The following is a 17,636-nucleotide window of genomic DNA, read 5'->3' on the forward strand; positions in this document are numbered from 1 at the left end:
TCTCGCTAAAAACCTGCTTTTATTGAGAATGGACAACGTAGGTTTAAGGCTTCGCGATTTGGAGAGCGATCGCTCTCGCAAATGTTAAGAAAGATCCGGGTAATGCATAGCCGCAAGCGAGGAGGGGGAATTTAAAGCCTATGCAGACGGTAAAAAATTCCATCAGCTACGAATTACGAATTACGAATTACGAATTATAAATTACTATGAGACCTTATCACCAAATCCCTATCCTTGAATGTGGTGAATTGCTGGTGCAGATTCCTTTGGAATTATTTGCGGTGGAATCTCCCCATCCTTATGAAAAACTCGGTGCGAAATATGGGGAATATTCACCTTATTATCTCCGCCAAACTGTGATTGATAATTTAATCCAAGCCCAAAAATATCTACAACAACTGCATCCTCATTGGTATATCCAAATTTTTGATGCTTATCGTCCTGTGGCTGTACAACAGTTTATGGTAGATTACAGTTTTGCCCAAGCGTTACAACAGCAGGGTTTGACTGAGGCCGAGTTATCACCAAAGCAACGCCAAGAAATTTGGGAATCGGTTTACGAAATTTGGGCTGTACCCAGTTGGGATGAAAAAACTCCCCCTCCTCACAGTACGGGTGCTGCTGTCGATGTGACTTTGGTAAATGATGCTGGGGAAATAGTTGATATGGGTTCGCCCATTGATGAATTGTCAGAGCGATCGCATCCCCATTATTATGCCAATAGTGATCACCCAGATGCACCAAAATATCACGCTCATCGGCAATTATTACATGATGTGATGTTAAAAGCTGGGTTTCAACGCAACCCTAGAGAATGGTGGCATTTTTCCTTTGGTGATCAGATGTGGGCTTGGTTGTATAATCAAAGTAATCCGGCTGATCCTTTAACTGCACGTTATGGTCGGAAAATATTTTAACCTTGAATAATCCACTTTCATTAAAGCAAAAACTACAAGCTTCCCTAGAGGAGATGCAAACCAAAAGCAATCTCAGTTCTCCTCTCACCGATTTGAAGCTAGATAAAACCTCAGCCGCAGAAATCGCCCAATTAACCACGGAACTAGAAAATTGTAATCCTCATCCCCAACCCCTCTTAAACGCTATTTCTTTGCTCAATGGTGCTTGGAAATTGCTATACTCCACAGCTAGAGAAATCCGTTCTTTAGATTCCCTACCGTTAGGATTACAGTTGGGTGAAGTTTATCAAGTCATTGATGTTACCAATAAACTATTTTTCAACTTGGCATTTGTGAAACATCCTCTGGGAATAGTTTCGGGATATGTGAAAGTAACAGCTAGTTTTGCACCAGCCACAGATAATTTATCGCCTTTACCGAATCAACGTATCAATGTAAATTTTGACAAACGTTATCTATCCATTGAGAAGATATTTGGCTTTGACACTCCCCAATTTGACCCCTTTAAAGTAATTCCTGCTAAGGGTCCCCAAGGTAGAGTTCCTACTCTTGATATTACTTATTTAGATGAAAATTTCAGAATTGGACGTGGCGGAGATGGTAGTTTATTCATTTTGAGTAAAGCTGATGATTTACCGGCAAATTTTACGCATCTTGAGGATTAAGGTTAATCATTTTCCAAGTGGTATAAGTACCGATGGGACTCCAGAGCAAATAGGGAACTAACAACAATGCTGCGGAAGTAGAAACAGGTAAAACTGCTAGTGTTAATATTAGGCAAATCACCAAACCTGTGCCTCCCAAAATTGTCCCCACCCGCAGACTACGCAACCGAAACATGACAGGTGTATAGGCAATAGTCACTATTTCTAGTAGTAAATATAAACCCATAAGTAGCCAAGTTGTGGTAGTTCCTGGGTTGCTTTCCCAAACAATATAAGCTGACCAAGCACCGCAAATAAAGATTACAGTCCAAATAATTGGAATCACCCCCTCAAAAGTTAACCATCTGGGTCTTTGTAAGCGCTTAAACCACTGGATACCACTTGGTGTAATCAAATTAGCCGCCAAGGCAATCACAAAAGCCACACCCCCAATCACCATCCACGATCTAATCATGCTCTTTATCCTTTGCGGTTTGCTGCCTATGGCTTAAATATCACGTTTTCTAGGAGTATTATGTCAATTTTTTGACTAATTTATCATCATCCCGGAGTTTGATAAAAGTTCATTGATTTCATCTATTCCTCAAGATTTTACGATAATTCGGTCTGTGGGTGGGTGCATGAGTTAGGGCATTGCAAATATTATGTACTGTGGGGACAACTAAAATTAATATGGAACCAGAAACAGAAACGCGATCATCGCTAGAAACATCACATCATAATAGAAACAAAGTTCATAACATCGCCAATCAAATTCGTCTCACAGGGTGGATTACCTTATGGGTACAATTGGCGCTAGCATTGGTTTCTGGCTTATTATTATTGTTTGCTTCTACAGGTCGTAATTTTGCAGATAAATCGAATCCAGGACTAGGAATAGGAGTATTTTGGGCTGTTGGGGGAATTTTATTATTGCTATTCAGCGTATTTTGGGATTTTCGTTATACGCGCATAGGTAGACGCTTAGACAATCCTAATCCTACTTTGCACCCTAGTAAAGCGGATACAACCAGAGCCATCCGCATGGGTATTCTGGTTAGTTTAGTGGGAATATTCATCACCATTTTAGGCGCAGGAACCAGTGTCAGTGTGCTAATAGCAAAAGCTGTATCCCAACCCCCAGGAGTCGCAATTACTGACCCTAACAAGATTATTCGAGCGCTTGATGTGTTCATAGTAGTAGCTAACATCAATGGTATTGCGGCTCATTTTTTCGGTACAGTTGCTTCTATGTGGCTACTAGAAAAGGTGCATCAGCATTGACATCTTTGATAAAGAATGTAGAGATGTTCAATGGAACGTCTCTATAATGGTTTTGGAAAAAGCTAGGGAATGGGGAATAACTGCTATTAATGTAATTAAGTATTCCTGACTCACATCCCATAGAAATCAATGACAATTCTCAATGCTAGTAATTTATCTCTAGAAGACGTTCAGCGTCTGTTTGGCTTTCAAGAACGGTACAGTGAATCATTTTCTCACCTGTTATCCCTGGAACCCCTCCTAGAAGCAGAACACCAAGAACTTCTACAAATTAGAGATGACTTTCGACGTTACCTGAAATCTGGCAAAGTTTCGGAAGGACAGGTCAAATTTCTTGTTATTGCACCCTTACTGAGATTAGCTGGCTTTTATCGCTATCCTATTGAGATTCGCCTAGAAGAAGATATTGCTGATATTGAGGTTGAAGATGAAGATACCACAATTAAAGGCAGGATGGATATTTTAGCTATTAGTAAAGCTAAGCATACCAAATCTCAAGTATATTTCTGGATACTTTTAATTGAATCAAAAAATAGTCAAATTGATATATCAACAGGCTTACCCCAACTGCTCACCTACGCTTATAAAAGTTTAAATAATCAAACATCTGTTTGGGGTTTAAGCACTAACGGTAGAGCTTATCAGTTCGTTTATATTGAACAAGGTAATCCTCCCATTTATCATCTTATGCCATTATTAAATTTTATGGAATCTCCCCGTGCAGTTGAATTATTACAAGTTTTAAAAGCAATTTGTCAGATATAAAGACTCGTTTCAATACTCAGTTTAATTTTGCATGAATACTTACTTGGTTATATAAGACTACGAATTGATTTTTGAACAGACACTTCTGGGTGTGAAGAGCCAAGGGGGCATAATATATTCCACTTTGGAAGTCTCGACACGAGCGAAGAGATTCCTTAATTCTCCAGTAAACCATCAATCAAGCCTAAAATAACAAAGCCCAAAATGACCCACACCAAGCCCCAGACCCACCCTCCAGCAAAAACCCCACCCACAAACAACAAAACCGATACAACTTGTTTGAACTGATTACTTCTAGCATTAGCAGATGTAATCTCTTTCTCTATTGCCTCTACATCCTCATCCCTCAGACCTAAAACATCCTGCTGATAATCCTTCAGTATTTTAAAAGTGTTCTCATCCAGAGGATCTTTTTTCTTAACCGCCTGAGTCAAAGCTTGTTTGTAAAGTTCCAGGTTCGCCAACCGCCTACGAAAAGGTTCTAGAACTTCGTTTTCTATTTCCTCAGCTTGTTCATCTGTGAGTTCAAATGTTTTGCGTTTTGGTTTTAAGACTAAGTAGGCAAATTCACTAAGAGAACCATTTTGGGCATATTGTTCAACAAACTTGCGATACTCTGCTTCTGAATTCTTTGGTGCATTAGCTATGATAATATTAAAGCCTTCCTTATCCAGAATGATATCTGGAGTCATATTCGGCTTTGCTGTTTGAACTTTTTCCTTAGCGTAAGCGTGTAGTTCATGTATGAAAATAGTGCCACTGTTGTCTTTATCTGCTGCGCCAGATTCAATTCCCTCAACTAAATATTGCGTGTAAAGCGAAAGGGTTGAGCCTTCTTGCTCAAAAGATGTTTGAGTTGCACTCGAAGAGGTGAGAACAACCCGTCCCTCAGCACCTAGCTGCTGTTTGATATCCACACCGAAACTTTTTGCTCGCCAACCTTGGGCGTAAGCGCCGCTATAGCAAGCATCGAGAATTAAAACTTGCCTTTTAGCATAACAATTCTTTGATTGGCTTTGGATAAAACTTGCGTCTATAGCAGTGGCTTCAAAGTCATCTTTAGCTGTCTCACAAGTTGTTAAATAGAGATGACCTTCATCATTAGTAATACCATGACCAGAGAAAAAGAATAATATTAAATCTTCTTTACTAGCTTCCTTAAACAGCGTTTGAATTGCCTTTCGCATTGCGATCGCGTTGGGATTAAGGAGTGGTTTAACCTGCTCAAAACCTCCCAGATTTGGCTCTTGTAAAACTCTCTGCATAGCTTCCACATCATTAAGAGGCGATGATAGGGGAGTGATACCTTCACCGTACTCACTGACTCCAATCAGTAGTGCTATTTTAGCCATTCCCGCTACCCATTTCCCCTAAAAGCGCTTTTACTATTCTTTCACTTTCTAATAGCTCTTGTCGGCTTTTAGCTTCAATATTGACTTCTTTATCTCCAACCTTGACAATGATTTTGATGGGCTTGTCTCCCAGGCGATCGCCCAAAAAGCTTAAAAAACCCTTGACATTCTTTAGACTCACCTCAGCCGTAAGCATTCCTATCAAAGTGGCAAAACCTTTGCTTCCCGCTTCTGGGTTCAAATCTTCGGCGCGGTCAGCCTTCTCCACCTCATCCAAATCCCGAATTTCCCGCAACAGCTTGTTAGCTATTTTTTGCCGTCTCTCATCATCTAACTCTGGGTTATCAACAGCAAAGGTGAATTGAATTGTGGGTTCGCCTGTCATATTAATCTCCAAAGTCCCGTTATCTACACGGCAATAGACCATACTATCAAATTCTACGATTTTCTCTTAAAAAAAAGATAGGTATATATTCGGCGTTGTTGAATTGAGTATGAAATTTCAAAATCGCTAATTCTCACCTCCTCCTCTCCGCGTCTCTGCGCCTCTGCGTGCAATAAACACCCCTTTCCCCTCAGCAACCCTAAAACTTCAAACCATCCAATAACTCCCCCATTTCCTGCACAGTCACCAAACTATTAGCACACAAAATCCCTGAAGCAGCTACCGCAGGTACACCAATTCCCGGCATAGTACTATCACCCACACGATACAAACCTTTTATCGGTGTTTGCATTCCAGGAAACATCCCCTTACCCGCAACTATAGCTGGTCCATAAGTTCCCTGATATCGTCGTAAATAATGAGCATGAGTTAGCGGTGTCCCAATCAGTTCTAACACCACACGCTCACGAATATCTGGGATAACTCGCTCTAAAGCCCGATATAAAGTTTGCGCTTTCTCTTTTTTCTGAGCTTCATACCCATCATTTCGTTCCCACCCAACATAAGGTTCCAGAGTATAAGCATGAACCACATGATGTCCTTCTGGTGCTAAGGTTGCATCCCACACACTGGGAATGGAAATCATGCAAGTATTACCCGGTACGCTGATATCTTGATTTGAATCATGAACTACTACATGATGTCCCGTTAAATTTTCTAAGTCATTCGCCTTAATGCCTAAGTGTAAATGCATAAAACTATCAACAAATGGTGTCTCTAATGCAACTTGCCGACAGGATGCAGGTAAATCTTCAGGGCGTAATAGGTGATTGTAAGTATCCCAGATCGTGGCATTAGAAATGACTATCGGTGCTTTGAGAACTTCACCATTTTGCAACTTTACACCCACAGCTTTGCCCGATTCCACCAGAATTTGGTCTACATGACAGCCCAGACGTAACTGACCACCCCAACGTTCTAAACCCCGCACCAAAGCATTGACAATTGCACCACTTCCTCCCACAGGATACTCAACTCCAGCACGGGAGCGTTCACCTAACATAAAAGCTACCTCTGGAGCAATTGTGCCGTGTGCCTTTAAACCAGACAATAAAAAGCATTCCAGGTCAATGAGCCGACGTACCCAAGGGTCTTTGACTGTAGCATCCATGACATTGCCCACAGAAGACTGGACAAGGGGTAAATTAGGCAACATTTTCGCCAAAGATGGCAAATAACGTTTCATCAATACCAAAATCACCTGCCAATCTGCTCTCAAAGCTAAAGTGGGAATACCTTTCATCCCCTCGTATAGCTTTAACAAACGTTCGGCAAACTGTTGAAATTCCTTAGCACCTTGGGGCGTAATTTTATCCACCTCAGCCAGGTACTTTTCAGCATTGCCATAAACTGCAAAAATGGCTTCAGGAAAGTGGTAGTGTCCTAGTGGATCATAGGGGATAACTTGGAGGGATTCGCCAAGAACTTTAAGAACTTGTGTGACGGGATTCAAACTCTGAGCATCTGTAAGACCACAATAAAAAGAGGGACCAGAATCAAATTCAAATTCCCGTCGTCTAAAACTATGGGCTGCACCGCCTGGGATGGCATGGCTTTCACACACAATTACCCGCTTACCATAACGAGCAAGTAAACCCGCAGCGCATAACCCACCAATACCGCTACCAATCACGATGACATCACTTTGAGAGTGCTGAGTATTGAGTGCTGAGTTCATATTTTAATGACTAATGACCAATGACTAATGACTAATGACTAATGAATGAACCATTAATTGAACTGAAAGGTATTTCTAAGTCCTTTGGTAGCAATAAAGTTTTAGATAATGTGGATTTGACGATTTACCGGGGAGAAGCAGTAGGAATTATTGGACCTTCAGGAACTGGTAAATCCACTGTTTTACGAATTATTGCCGGATTAATGGCTCCCGATAGCGGAGAAATTTATGTGCAAGGGGTACGGCGAGATGGGTTAATTGAGGACAGTGCTGATCCGATTGGTATTGGGATGGTGTTTCAACAGGCGGCATTGTTTGATTCGTTGACAGTCGATGAAAATGTGGGTTTTTTACTGTATCAACATTCCAAGATACCGCGATCGCGTATTCAACAACTAGTTAAAGAAAAATTAGAAATGGTCGGTTTGACGGGAATCAGCCATCTCTACCCATCTGAACTATCTGGGGGAATGCGAAAACGAGTAAGTTTTGCTAGAGCGATTATCTCTAATCCTGATAATCTCACAGAGGGGCCAGAAGTTTTACTCTACGATGAACCCACAGCCGGACTTGACCCCATAGCCTCAACAGTGATAGAAAATTTAATTCGTCAATTGCAATTGACTCAAGGAGTCTGTAGTACTTATGCCATTGTGACGCACCAAGATAGTACCATTCGCCGTACTACTGATAGATTAGTGTTTCTTTATCAAGGTAAAGTGCAATGGCAAGGTAGAGTTAGTGACATAGATAGCACAGAAAATCCCTTGATTAGACAATTCATTAGTGGCAGTGTACAAGGACCAATTCAGGTGGCTGGGTAGGCGGGTAGATAAAAATTATGCGAGATATCATAACAAACAGCTTTGCGTCTAGGCGCACATTAAGAGAAGGCTCAGTGGGGTTGCTCATACTACTGGGGTTGGGCGCATTTGTGATGATTGTCCTCTGGTTGAATAGATTTACTGCTGGTAGTAATTCCTACAAATTCATTGTGGAATTTGCTAATGCTGGAGGGATGCAAAGAGGCGCACCAGTTCGCTATCGTGGTGTAAAAGTAGGCAATATTTCTAAAGTGCAAGCAGGGTCAAATGCCGTAGAGGTGGAAATTGAAATTGCTCCATCTGACCTGATAATCTCCAGTGATGCCGTAATTGAAGCTAATCAGAGCGGATTAATTAGTGAAAGTATCATCGACATTACACCGAAACAAACTATTCCGGCTGGGGCGATCGCCAAACCCCTAGATAATAGTTGTGATGAGAGCCTGATCATTTGTAATGGTTCTAGGTTAAAAGGTCAAATTGGCATCAGCATTGATGAACTGATTCGCAGTTCCACTAATTTAGCCACTACATACAATGACCCAGCATTTTACCAAAACCTGAATCGACTTCTAGAAAGCTCAACAGCAGCAGCCACAGGTGTTGCATCCCTGACTCAGGATTTCCAAGTTTTGAGCAAAAGCTTTCAACAACAACTAGGGACATTTTCCACAACGGCCAGTTCAGTCCAACAAGCCACAAATCAACTTACTACATCCGCTACTAAAACAGTCGATCAATTAGGTGCGACGGCGAGTGAATTTAGTTCCACAGCCAATCAAGCTAATCGGTTGTTGAGTAACCTAGATGAACTTGTGACAAGCAACCGGGGTTCTTTAGTTAGTGCTTTGAACAATATCACTGAAACTAGCAACCAACTCCGGGTGACAGTCAGTAGCCTCTCACCTGCCTTTAATCAACTTACCCAAGGCGAATTACTCAACAATTTAGAAAGCCTCTCAGCAAATGCGGCCCAAGCCTCAGCCAATTTACGCGACGCTTCTAAAGCCTTAAATGACCCTCAGAATCTAGTGCTAATGCAGCAAACTTTAGATTCAGCCAGGGTAACTTTTGAAAATACCCAAAAAATTACCTCTGATTTAGACGAATTGACAGGTGATCCAGCTTTCCGGCAAAATCTGCTGCAATTGGTCAATGGTTTAAGTGGCTTGGTGTCTTCTACAGAACAAATGCAGCAAGATGTAAAGGTCGCTGCTACGTTAGACTCCCTCAAAACAGCCGTTAGCAAACCTCCTGTTAAACAGACTCCAGTTAACAAACCAGTTGTCAAACAGCCTCCTGTTAGCACACCGAAAATTGAGCTTCCCACCCTCAAACCAAAGCAACAGGCGCTGAACATCAAGCCCATACCTGCTGCTGTTGATATTTTTGAACAAAATCCCCAACCAATTATTAATCCAGAAATTCCCGAATCATCCCAAGAAATGCTCTTACAGCAGCTGCGGAAGTATGGAGAAGAGCGAAAAATGGATGAATAAGCATCAGACGCATCAGAGAGAAAATTATTCGCCCCTGCCAAAACCCTTGTAGAGACGTTGCATGAGTCTCTACATTCTTTGTTGGCGATATCCAATGACTAATGACCAATGACTAATGACCAATGACCAATGACTAATTCCAATCCTGCTCTTCTTTTTTGCCCCGACTTTGATAAATTCCGCCAATATCGTGCATTTGGCGGGTTTTTTCAAAAAGTTCTGCTTCCGTCAAACCCCACTGCTGCAAGACTTGATCCAGGTCTTTTTGGATGTCTCTCGCCCCTGGAAAGCCTTGATAACGAATTTTTAATCTAGCTAATTCCGCTAAATTGTACTCTGTTGCCTCTTGAGCGAGTAAAATATTAATAGAGGGGCGATCGCGGTTGTAAAGAGGATGTTGTTGGTCTTTATTTCCGTGTAATTCAGACATGATTTATACCTATAGTTGGATTATTACTTCATCCCCAGTCGAGATTCCATATTCTTTCCATACCGCCAAAATTAATCATGACGGCAACCACACCTCACTCCATACGGCTCTCACCACTGCCATGCAACTTTAAATAAAGATACATTATCTTTAAGAAAATACAAAAAAGTTTAAATGCGGGTGAATATATAGCTCACCCAAAGCCCAAAGCAGCAAGGGAGCAAGAACCCATTATGTTTGAACACTTCACTTCCGAAGCCATTAAAGTAATTATGTTAGCCCAGGAGGAAGCACGTCGCCTGGGACACAATTTCGTAGGAACTGAACAAATTCTCCTGGGTCTAATCGGGGAAGGGACTGGGGTTGCTGCTAAAGTGCTGGCCGAATTGGGCGTTACTCTCAAGGAAGCACGCCGCGAAGTCGAAAAGATTATCGGTAGAGGTTCTGGTTTTGTACCACCAGAAATTCCTTTTACTCCCAAGGTGAAAAGCCTATTCGAGCAATCGTTTAGAGAAGCCAATAGTCTGGGAAATAACTACATCAACACTGAACACTTACTCTTGGGATTAACCGAGGCTGGCGAAGGTGTCGCCGCCAAAGTCCTCCAAAATCTAGGAGTTGACCTGAAAAACGTCCGCACAAACGTCATCCGTCGTTTAGGTGAAGGTGGATCTGTTTTTGCTAGTACAGGTAGTCGTTCCAAGCGCAGCCAAAGTGTCACTCTCGAAGAATTTGGCAGAAATCTGACTAAATTAGCCCAAGAAGGTAAGCTTGACCCTGTAGTTGGTCGGGCGAAAGAAATTGAGCGTACCATCCAAATTCTCGGTCGTCGGACAAAGAATAATCCCATATTAATCGGTGAACCAGGAGTTGGTAAAACGGCGATCGCCGAAGGACTAGCTCAACGCATTGTCAATCAAGATGCACCGGAAATCTTGCTAGATAAGCAAGTTATCAGTCTTGATATGGGCATGGTAGTGTCTGGAACCCGTTTTCGTGGGGACTTTGAAGAACGCCTGAAGAAAATTGTCGAAGAAGTTCGTTCTGCTGGCAATATCATTTTGGTAATTGACGAAGTTCACACCTTGGTTGGTGCTGGTGGTACAGAAGGTGGTTTAGATGCAGCCAATATCCTCAAACCTGCCTTAGCACGGGGTGAACTCCAGTGTATTGGCGCAACGACTCTGAATGAGTATCGTCAGCATATTGAGCGTGATGCCGCCTTAGAGCGTCGTTTCCAATCAGTTTTGATTGGGGAACCCTCAGTAGAAGAAACTGTGGAGATTCTCTACGGCTTGCGCGGAGCTTATGAGCAGCACCACAAAGTACACATTTCTGATGAAGCAGTTCTAGCCGCCGCCGAGTTGTCAGACCGTTACATTAGCGATCGCTTTTTACCAGATAAAGCAATTGACCTGATTGATGAAGCTGGTTCTCGTGTACGGCTGCGGAACTCCCGGATTTCGACCAATAAAGAACTCAAACAGCAATTAGTCGGTGTGACTAAAGCCAAAGAGGAAGCAGTCAGAACTCAGAATTTTGACAAAGCTGGAGAACTGCGCGGCGAAGAAATCAAACTCGAAGCCGACCTAGAACAAGCTGAAACACAAAATGAGGATTTTGTCAAGTCACCCATTGTAAATGAGGAAGACATTGCTCAAATCGTCGCCTCTTGGACAGGCGTACCAGTCAACAAACTCACCGAATCTGAGTCAGAGTTGCTGCTGCACCTAGAAGACACACTCCACGAGCGGTTAATTGGTCAAGAACAAGCAGTTACAGCCGTATCTCGCGCCATTCGTCGCGCCAGAGTAGGGTTAAAAAATCCCAATCGCCCCATTGCTAGTTTTATTTTCTCTGGGCCTACCGGAGTTGGTAAAACAGAATTAGCGAAATCCTTGGCATCTTACTTCTTCAGTAGCGAAGAAGCGATGATCCGCCTAGATATGTCCGAGTACATGGAAGGACATACGGTTTCCAAGCTGATTGGTTCACCTCCTGGTTACGTAGGATACGACGATGGCGGACAACTGACAGAAGCAGTGCGCCGCAAACCATACTCAGTGATTCTCTTCGACGAAATCGAAAAAGCGCATCCTGATGTATTTAATATGCTGCTGCAACTCTTGGATGATGGACACCTCACCGACGCAAAAGGTCGGAAAGTGGACTTCAAGAACACACTAATTATTCTGACTTCCAACATTGGTTCTAAGGTAATTGAAAAAGGTGGTGGTGGTTTAGGCTTTGACTTCGAGACTGAAGCCAATGCTAGCTACACCCGCATTCGTACCTTAGTCAATGAGGAACTGAAAGCTTACTTCCGTCCGGAATTCCTCAACCGCTTGGATGACATTATCGTCTTCACTCAGCTTGCTAAAGATGAAGTCAAGCAAATTGCTGATATTATGCTCCGCGAACTTGCGAGCCGCTTGACTGAAAAGGGCATCACTTTAGAAGTTACAGAACGCTTTAAAGAGCGTGTAGTTGAAGAAGGCTATAACCCCAGTTACGGTGCTAGACCGTTACGCCGGGCAATTATGCGCTTGTTAGAAGATCCTCTGGCTGAAGCAATGCTTTCTGGTGAAGTCACCGATGGAGTTACAGCCACCGTGGATGTTGATGATGACAATCAGGTAACAATACATGGCTCAGAAAAGCGAGAATTACTCTTAGCTAATGCTGGCTAGTATTTGAACCAATTCACTTAATTAAAAATTTTTCCCCCTGGTAGTCATACTAGGGGATTTTTTTATATTGAGGATGTGATTCTTAAGTGCTTGTCAAAAGACTTCTTCAGAAATTATCCTATGAAAGTTAACTGCTAGATGATAGAGAAGATAAGCTGTTAATAGTAAGAAGCTTTTGCTGAGGCGATAAATTAAGTCATGTTGCGCTCATTGACACTAAAAAACTTTCGTTGCTTCCAGAACTTAACTCTTGAGCCACTGGAACGAGTGAACTTAATCGCAGGAAAAAATAATGTCGGTAAAACATCTCTTTTAGAAGCTATTTTTATGTTTATTAACCCCAGTAATCCTGAATCATTATTTCAGGTTAATCGCCTGCGGGGTATTCCCAGAGGAGGAATTAAATTTGAAGATATTGAAGAACTCAGAGGTTTTTTCTTCAACCAAGATATTGACAAAGTAATTGAAATTAGTGATTTAGATGCAAATAATTTACAAGTTTCTCTGGGTATCACAAGGGATGCAGATGAGTCTACAAAAAGTGCATTTGATAGTATATGCGGCTCTTTAAAAAATGCCAAATTACCTGTACCAAATTACCCTAAAGAAATTATAGGGGATAGTCCCAAAGTCAGCATATTAATTCTTCCAGAATATCAAGATAGTGGAATGCTTGAAGATGTCTGTTTAGAGGCGATAAAAACAGATAAAGCTATAAAATGCATAGACGATTACTTCCAGTGTGTTTACAACACAGCACAACGGCAACCCAAATATAAAGATATTTCAAAAGCACGTATACGTGCTTGGTTATCGTCGCAAATAGAACCAGATAAAAGTTTAGGAGAAGCAGCAAAGGCGGGTTATTTACCGTGGGATAGCCCTGCATTTAATGCTATGAAGCAATTCTTACAAGCTTTATAAAATATTGCATTTAATTAAGTATACCCCTTTCCAGATTTTAATCTAGAAAAGGGCATCTTCAAACAGAAAAAGAATTTTTTATTTACTGACTTTTTAACACCCCCAGTTCTTGCTGTATGGGCAAGACATCTAAAATATCGGTTTGAGCGCAATATTTTAAATCTTCGTGTGATTCCAGACGTAGTAATCTTTTGCCGTGACTAGCTTGGTGGAATAATCCCAATAAGTCATTCTGCCATTGTGAGTAAAGCGCGATCGCACTAATTACTTCATCATTACCAGCTAATTCATCCTGAGAAAATTGGGACTTCTCTGCAAGACTATGAGCGATCGCTCCAGCACAAACTGTATCTTCTAAAGAAAAAGTGCCTTCCCAACCAGAACCGACAATCCACACAGTCTCCGGTTGTTTATCCAGGAGATACTGCACCACCGCCGCCCGATTAATCAAAGCTGCGGCTAGTACACTGGGGGAGTCTTGTATCCGTTGTAAGGCGCGAGTTCCATTGGTGGTACTGATAAACAAACGTCGTCCCTCCACTACTTCCCGTGTGCAGTCAAGAGGAGAGTTACCTAAATCAAAGTCAGCAACTTTAGCACCGCCGCGTTCTCCAGCTCGGAGTCGTTTTTCCGGTGGCCATTTTTCGCTAACTGCAATCAATTGTTCTAAATCGCTGAAGACTTGCACAGCTTCGCCACCAGATGCCAAAACAGTCGCTATAGTGCTAGTAGCCCGCAAAACATCAACCGCGATCGCGCAGTCTGGAGTTTCGCCGGTGGGAGTCAATTCCGGAGTGTGGTATATGAATAGCTTCACGCGGTGGATAAACCTGCTTTAAATACTATTGCCGAGATTACATTCTAATGGGTGTCATTCACCAGAAACACAGTTAAATTCGGAGTATTTCTTATCCTTAGACCAGAGTATTTTTTATGTATGATGGCAAAATCGATGCCAGCGAGGGCAAACAAAGGTAATCTGAAAACAGAATAAATCCCAGCAGAAACGGTTTTAATCCTCTGGTACTTGGCAATATAGAGAGGAAATCTTGGCAATCCGCAGATACCACCTCTACAATTCGTTACAAGAACAATATGGCACCTTTACCTGACTATCGCCCCAAACAAATGTCTGTAGGCCCCTTGGAAGCAGAAATTTTGAATATCATCTGGGAACTGGGTTCAGCTACAGTCAAAGATGTACACGATCGCATTCTCTCAGACCCTAACCGGGAACTTGCTTATACTTCGGTAACTACAGTTTTACGTCGTCTCACTGATAAAGGTTGGCTAGCCTGTAACAAACAAGGGCGAGCATTTTATTGGCTACCAAAGCTGACAAAGCAGCAAGCACAGGTAATTAAGGCACATGACCAGTTACAGAAATTTCTCGCCGTGGGTAATCCTGATGTCATCGCCGCCTTTGCTGATAGTCTAGATGCAGCCGCCAGCGACCAACTAGAAGCGATCGCTCAACGCATTCAAGCCGCACGCCAAGCTAGGGAGGAACAATAATCATGCATCTGATGATGATTTTGACTGCTTTAACAGTTGCTTGGAGTTTAAGACACTCTGGGAATCATCTCCAAGGTAGCTGGGATCTCCGATGGCGGCGATCGCTATTTTTATTTCTCTTCCCCCCATTATTAATTTTTATGACGGCGATCGCAGTTCTCTTCATGGGGCCTCAAGGCAAAATGGGCGGGGTACACACTGGCTGGTGGAGTTATGAACTAGCATTAATTCTGCTAGGATTTTTTGCCCTTTTGTGCATCACTCTAGCCTTCCAAGGTTGCCAATCTGTAGAATCTGCCCGTAAATCTCCCCTAGTAAATATTCAGGGTAGACAAGTTAGATTACTGAACACAGACGCGCCCTTTGCGGGTCAAATAGGCTTTTGGCATCCAGAATTAGTAGTTAGTCAAGGATTGCTGCAAACCCTGTCTCCTGACCATGTAGATAGTGTTTTAGCCCATGAACAAGGTCATTACCATTACCGAGACACATTTTGGTTTTTCTGGCTGGGTTGGGTACGTGCTTGTACCAGTTGGCTACCCAATACAGATTCTTTGTGGGAAGAACTCTTAGCATTGCGGGAATTACGGGCGGACAGCTACGCAGCTTCGCAGGTAGATCCTTTGCTATTAGCAGAGTCATTGCTGATGGTGGTGAGTAATAGCAGTAGCAGTGTATCATCAGAAATTTGCTGTGCGGCTTTAGGGGCTAGTGGAAGCGATGCCTACGGCGGCAAGCTACGCTTAGAACAGAGAATAGAAGCTTTATTAGCACCACCAGAACCCACAGCAGAAATCAACTGTCAGTTTTGGCATAGTTTTCTCTTAGCATTTTTACCGTTAGTAACTGTAATATTTCATACTTAAATTCAGACTAATCAAGCTATGAAGATGAGAATTACTCTTCTTCTAGCAAGTTTTCTACAAATCTTTGCACCAAAGGGACTTGAAAGGCATTACCTTCTTGAGTCAAAATTTCCTTGCGTGCAAGTTTTCGCACAACTCCTTTCTCTTGCTGTGTGGGAGTTTCGCCTTGAATTACTCGCCGTAGTAAATTGCGGTCACTATCTTCTAAACTTGTCCATAATTCGCGGAAATACTGATTACCTCGCTCAAGCACCGTGGGAATAATTGCTTGTACGTCCTGTGCAGTGGCTTTGGCTGTATTTGCTTGTCGCTGATTTCTCCTAATATCGCGGTTGAGTAACTCCACCAACTCGTAACATACCAACTGGACGAGATAAGGTTGACAGCGAGTAAGTTGGATAATTTCATCTACAGCAGTTGCTTCATAGATGTTGGGGAAATCTTCCACAGGCTGTAGAATCAACTCACGGGCTTCTGATTCTTGCAAAAAACTCATCTGCAAGGCGCGGGTATTAATTAAATAATCACTCCAATAATCATCAAGTTCAGATAGCTGGTGAGAACCACTGAACAGCAAAATCCATTTTTTTTTGTGTTGCAGCAGGTTACGAATAAAATTGAGAGGCGCACGGCTATTTGTTTCTTCCACCACCTCACTCAGTCGCTCATATTCATCAAAACAGAGAAGAAATCGCTTATCAGAATATTTGCGTTCTATTTCTGTTAGCCAAGTTTGCAGCGCTGGAAATGGATCTTCAGCCAGTTTATTGCTATCTGGATTAGGCAAGGATAATTTTCGGGGTAATTGCCTTGCAGCTTCGCTCATTTGTCTAGCTAAGTTTTCTGCAAAGCCTTTCAATGTTGTCGCTGATGCTGCTCCCTGTACGTCCACCAGCAAAGGTGTAATATTTGCGCCTATTTTGTGGGGTAGATATTTCAGCGCTGAGGTTTTTCCTGTTCTGCGTCCACCATAGAGTAACAATACTGGTGGCGATTCGGAAACTACCAAAGTTTCGATTTCTCGAAATATATCAATTCTGCCTTTGAAGCGATGCTTGGCTGTTGCGGGATCTAGGGAGTTACCAGCAATATAAACTTGTCGGATTTCTTGTGATTGTTTTGCTGTTTCCTCTAAAGTGCGCTGTGCCGTCTCCAGAATTGTCAACCAGCGTTGCACAATGCTACCAAACTGAGTAGCTGTGAAAGTATTTTTACCAAAAGCAAGACTTTGGGAGATTTCTTGTAATGCACTTATGGGAGTATTGAGTAACTCATACTGACGATAGGGCGAAGTAGCTTCCTGTGATGCTTTGACATCCTGGCTAATATCTAAAAATTGAGGAAAAACCGTGCCAAGTTCTTTTGGTGGTGGTGAGGAAATCCAAGCCAGTTGCTGGGGAATGTCTACAATATCGCTCAACCTTTGACAACGATTGAGGCTATCTAGAGCAATTCCAGTAATTGCTCTTGCAGCAACTTTTTGCTGATTGGTAGAACTAATCAAGTAATTAATAGTCTCACGGGCTGCTGCTGGGTTCTCTTGATAAGCCTCTACAATCATCCGTTCCATAAAAGGCAGAGGCAAAATAATCAGTTCATCAAAGCGAGGTGGTAGATATGGTAAACAATTTACCCGTTTTCCATTGGCAGAAGTCAAAAAGAGCATGAGTATCCACAGTAATTCTGGTAGCCAGAAGTAAACTCGCAATACACCCAAAATCCACGCCACGCCCCCCGCCACGCCGAACGCCACGCCGAACGCCACGCCGAACGCCACGCCGAACGCCACACCTACCACCGCGC

General features: G+C 42.5%; 17 protein-coding genes. 10 read left to right on the forward strand and 7 right to left on the reverse strand.

From position 1 onward, the window contains the following. Positions 1 to 206 precede the first annotated feature (206 nt). Together AACX33_RS00520 and AACX33_RS00525 are read left to right on the forward strand one after the other, a co-directional pair. Positions 207 to 917, forward strand: coding sequence for a M15 family metallopeptidase (locus AACX33_RS00520; RefSeq protein ID WP_194003804.1), 711 nt, complete (start codon positions 207 to 209; stop codon positions 915 to 917). A gap of 2 nt (positions 918 to 919) precedes the next feature. Next, positions 920 to 1,582: a PAP/fibrillin family protein gene (locus AACX33_RS00525; protein ID WP_194003802.1), complete on the forward strand. Its 663-nt coding sequence runs from the start codon at positions 920 to 922 to the stop codon at positions 1,580 to 1,582. On the opposite strand, the gene AACX33_RS00530 is transcribed toward AACX33_RS00525, so the two are convergent. Further along, the gene (locus AACX33_RS00530) at positions 1,563 to 2,036 is read right to left on the reverse strand and encodes a TspO/MBR family protein (protein WP_194003800.1); all 474 of its coding nucleotides are present in this window, start codon (positions 2,034 to 2,036) and stop codon (positions 1,563 to 1,565) included. The two genes, AACX33_RS00525 and AACX33_RS00530, sit on opposite strands and share 20 nt — an antisense overlap. 218 nt (positions 2,037 to 2,254) lie before the next feature. Between AACX33_RS00530 and AACX33_RS00535 the strand changes: the two genes are divergently transcribed. Continuing rightward, positions 2,255 to 2,845, forward strand: coding sequence for a DUF3611 family protein (locus AACX33_RS00535; protein ID WP_227789367.1), 591 nt, complete (start codon positions 2,255 to 2,257; stop codon positions 2,843 to 2,845). 129 nt (positions 2,846 to 2,974) lie between these two features. Next, a complete protein-coding gene (locus tag AACX33_RS00540) occupies positions 2,975 to 3,610 on the forward strand; it encodes a restriction endonuclease subunit R (protein ID WP_194003798.1) in 636 nt (211 codons plus the stop codon). A gap of 155 nt (positions 3,611 to 3,765) precedes the next feature. Here the strand turns inward: AACX33_RS00540 and AACX33_RS00545 are convergent, their stop codons facing one another. The 3 genes from AACX33_RS00545 to AACX33_RS00555 all read right to left on the reverse strand — a co-directional run bounded on the left by AACX33_RS00545 (position 3,766) and on the right by AACX33_RS00555 (position 7,085). Next, positions 3,766 to 4,962: a caspase family protein gene (locus tag AACX33_RS00545; RefSeq protein ID WP_194003796.1), complete on the reverse strand. Its 1,197-nt coding sequence runs from the start codon at positions 4,960 to 4,962 to the stop codon at positions 3,766 to 3,768. Then, positions 4,955 to 5,389, reverse strand: coding sequence for a hypothetical protein (locus AACX33_RS00550; protein ID WP_227789368.1), 435 nt, complete (start codon positions 5,387 to 5,389; stop codon positions 4,955 to 4,957). Before AACX33_RS00550 ends, AACX33_RS00545 begins: the two co-directional genes overlap by 8 nt. Positions 5,390 to 5,546: 157 nt before the next feature. Then, a complete protein-coding gene (locus tag AACX33_RS00555) occupies positions 5,547 to 7,085 on the reverse strand; it encodes a phytoene desaturase family protein (RefSeq protein ID WP_194003794.1) in 1,539 nt (512 codons plus the stop codon). A 41-nt stretch (positions 7,086 to 7,126) separates the two neighbouring features. Between AACX33_RS00555 and AACX33_RS00560 the strand changes: the two genes are divergently transcribed. Continuing rightward, on the forward strand, positions 7,127 to 7,909 hold the full coding sequence (locus tag AACX33_RS00560) for an ABC transporter ATP-binding protein (protein ID WP_194003791.1): 783 nt from the start codon (positions 7,127 to 7,129) through the stop codon (positions 7,907 to 7,909). Positions 7,910 to 7,926: 17 nt separating this feature from the next. After that, positions 7,927 to 9,408 (forward strand): MlaD family protein, encoded by a 1,482-nt coding sequence (locus AACX33_RS00565; protein ID WP_194003789.1) that lies wholly within the window; start codon positions 7,927 to 7,929, stop codon positions 9,406 to 9,408. A gap of 133 nt (positions 9,409 to 9,541) precedes the next feature. Here the strand turns inward: AACX33_RS00565 and AACX33_RS00570 are convergent, their stop codons facing one another. Next, complete coding sequence (locus tag AACX33_RS00570; RefSeq protein ID WP_194003787.1) at positions 9,542 to 9,838, reverse strand: DUF3288 family protein; 297 nt, start codon at positions 9,836 to 9,838, stop codon at positions 9,542 to 9,544. Positions 9,839 to 10,071: 233 nt separating this feature from the next. On the opposite strand from AACX33_RS00570, the gene AACX33_RS00575 reads away from it, so the two are divergent. Next, positions 10,072 to 12,528: an ATP-dependent Clp protease ATP-binding subunit gene (locus AACX33_RS00575; RefSeq protein WP_194003785.1), complete on the forward strand. Its 2,457-nt coding sequence runs from the start codon at positions 10,072 to 10,074 to the stop codon at positions 12,526 to 12,528. 198 nt (positions 12,529 to 12,726) lie between these two features. Further along, positions 12,727 to 13,452: a DUF3226 domain-containing protein gene (locus tag AACX33_RS00580; protein ID WP_227789369.1), complete on the forward strand. Its 726-nt coding sequence runs from the start codon at positions 12,727 to 12,729 to the stop codon at positions 13,450 to 13,452. Positions 13,453 to 13,534: 82 nt separating this feature from the next. Here the strand turns inward: AACX33_RS00580 and AACX33_RS00585 are convergent, their stop codons facing one another. Then, the gene (locus tag AACX33_RS00585; protein WP_194003783.1) at positions 13,535 to 14,269 is read right to left on the reverse strand and encodes a 2-phosphosulfolactate phosphatase family protein; all 735 of its coding nucleotides are present in this window, start codon (positions 14,267 to 14,269) and stop codon (positions 13,535 to 13,537) included. A gap of 278 nt (positions 14,270 to 14,547) precedes the next feature. On the opposite strand from AACX33_RS00585, the gene AACX33_RS00590 reads away from it, so the two are divergent. After that, positions 14,548 to 14,967: a BlaI/MecI/CopY family transcriptional regulator gene (locus AACX33_RS00590; RefSeq protein ID WP_063873241.1), complete on the forward strand. Its 420-nt coding sequence runs from the start codon at positions 14,548 to 14,550 to the stop codon at positions 14,965 to 14,967. Between the two features lie 2 nt (positions 14,968 to 14,969). After that, on the forward strand, positions 14,970 to 15,833 hold the full coding sequence (locus tag AACX33_RS00595) for a M56 family metallopeptidase (protein ID WP_194003781.1): 864 nt from the start codon (positions 14,970 to 14,972) through the stop codon (positions 15,831 to 15,833). Between the two features lie 31 nt (positions 15,834 to 15,864). On the opposite strand, the gene AACX33_RS00600 is transcribed toward AACX33_RS00595, so the two are convergent. Further along, positions 15,865 to 17,636, reverse strand: a 1,772-nt coding sequence (locus tag AACX33_RS00600) for an nSTAND1 domain-containing NTPase (RefSeq protein ID WP_227789370.1), incomplete at its 5' end; no start/stop codon positions are given.

The sequence above is a fragment of the Nodularia sp. LEGE 04288 genome (genome assembly GCF_963896525.1).
Classification (GTDB): Bacteria; Cyanobacteriota; Cyanobacteriia; order Cyanobacteriales; family Nostocaceae; genus Nodularia.

Excerpts from the sequence above, each read along its gene's own strand:
- AACX33_RS00595 (WP_194003781.1), top strand. The coding sequence starts at position 14,970 with ATGCATCTGATGATGATTTTGACTGCTTTAACAGTTGCTTGGAGTTTA.
- AACX33_RS00560 (WP_194003791.1), top strand. The coding sequence starts at position 7,127 with ATGAATGAACCATTAATTGAACTGAAAGGTATTTCTAAGTCCTTTGGT.
- AACX33_RS00535 (WP_227789367.1), top strand. The coding sequence starts at position 2,255 with ATGGAACCAGAAACAGAAACGCGATCATCGCTAGAAACATCACATCAT.
- AACX33_RS00555 (WP_194003794.1), bottom strand. The coding sequence starts at position 7,085 with ATGAACTCAGCACTCAATACTCAGCACTCTCAAAGTGATGTCATCGTG.
- AACX33_RS00550 (WP_227789368.1), bottom strand. The coding sequence starts at position 5,389 with ATGGTCTATTGCCGTGTAGATAACGGGACTTTGGAGATTAATATGACA.
- AACX33_RS00590 (WP_063873241.1), top strand. The coding sequence starts at position 14,548 with ATGGCACCTTTACCTGACTATCGCCCCAAACAAATGTCTGTAGGCCCC.
- AACX33_RS00570 (WP_194003787.1), bottom strand. The coding sequence starts at position 9,838 with ATGTCTGAATTACACGGAAATAAAGACCAACAACATCCTCTTTACAAC.
- AACX33_RS00520 (WP_194003804.1), top strand. The coding sequence starts at position 207 with ATGAGACCTTATCACCAAATCCCTATCCTTGAATGTGGTGAATTGCTG.
- AACX33_RS00545 (WP_194003796.1), bottom strand. The coding sequence starts at position 4,962 with ATGGCTAAAATAGCACTACTGATTGGAGTCAGTGAGTACGGTGAAGGT.
- AACX33_RS00580 (WP_227789369.1), top strand. The coding sequence starts at position 12,727 with ATGTTGCGCTCATTGACACTAAAAAACTTTCGTTGCTTCCAGAACTTA.
- AACX33_RS00575 (WP_194003785.1), top strand. The coding sequence starts at position 10,072 with ATGTTTGAACACTTCACTTCCGAAGCCATTAAAGTAATTATGTTAGCC.
- AACX33_RS00540 (WP_194003798.1), top strand. The coding sequence starts at position 2,975 with ATGACAATTCTCAATGCTAGTAATTTATCTCTAGAAGACGTTCAGCGT.
- AACX33_RS00565 (WP_194003789.1), top strand. The coding sequence starts at position 7,927 with ATGCGAGATATCATAACAAACAGCTTTGCGTCTAGGCGCACATTAAGA.
- AACX33_RS00530 (WP_194003800.1), bottom strand. The coding sequence starts at position 2,036 with ATGATTAGATCGTGGATGGTGATTGGGGGTGTGGCTTTTGTGATTGCC.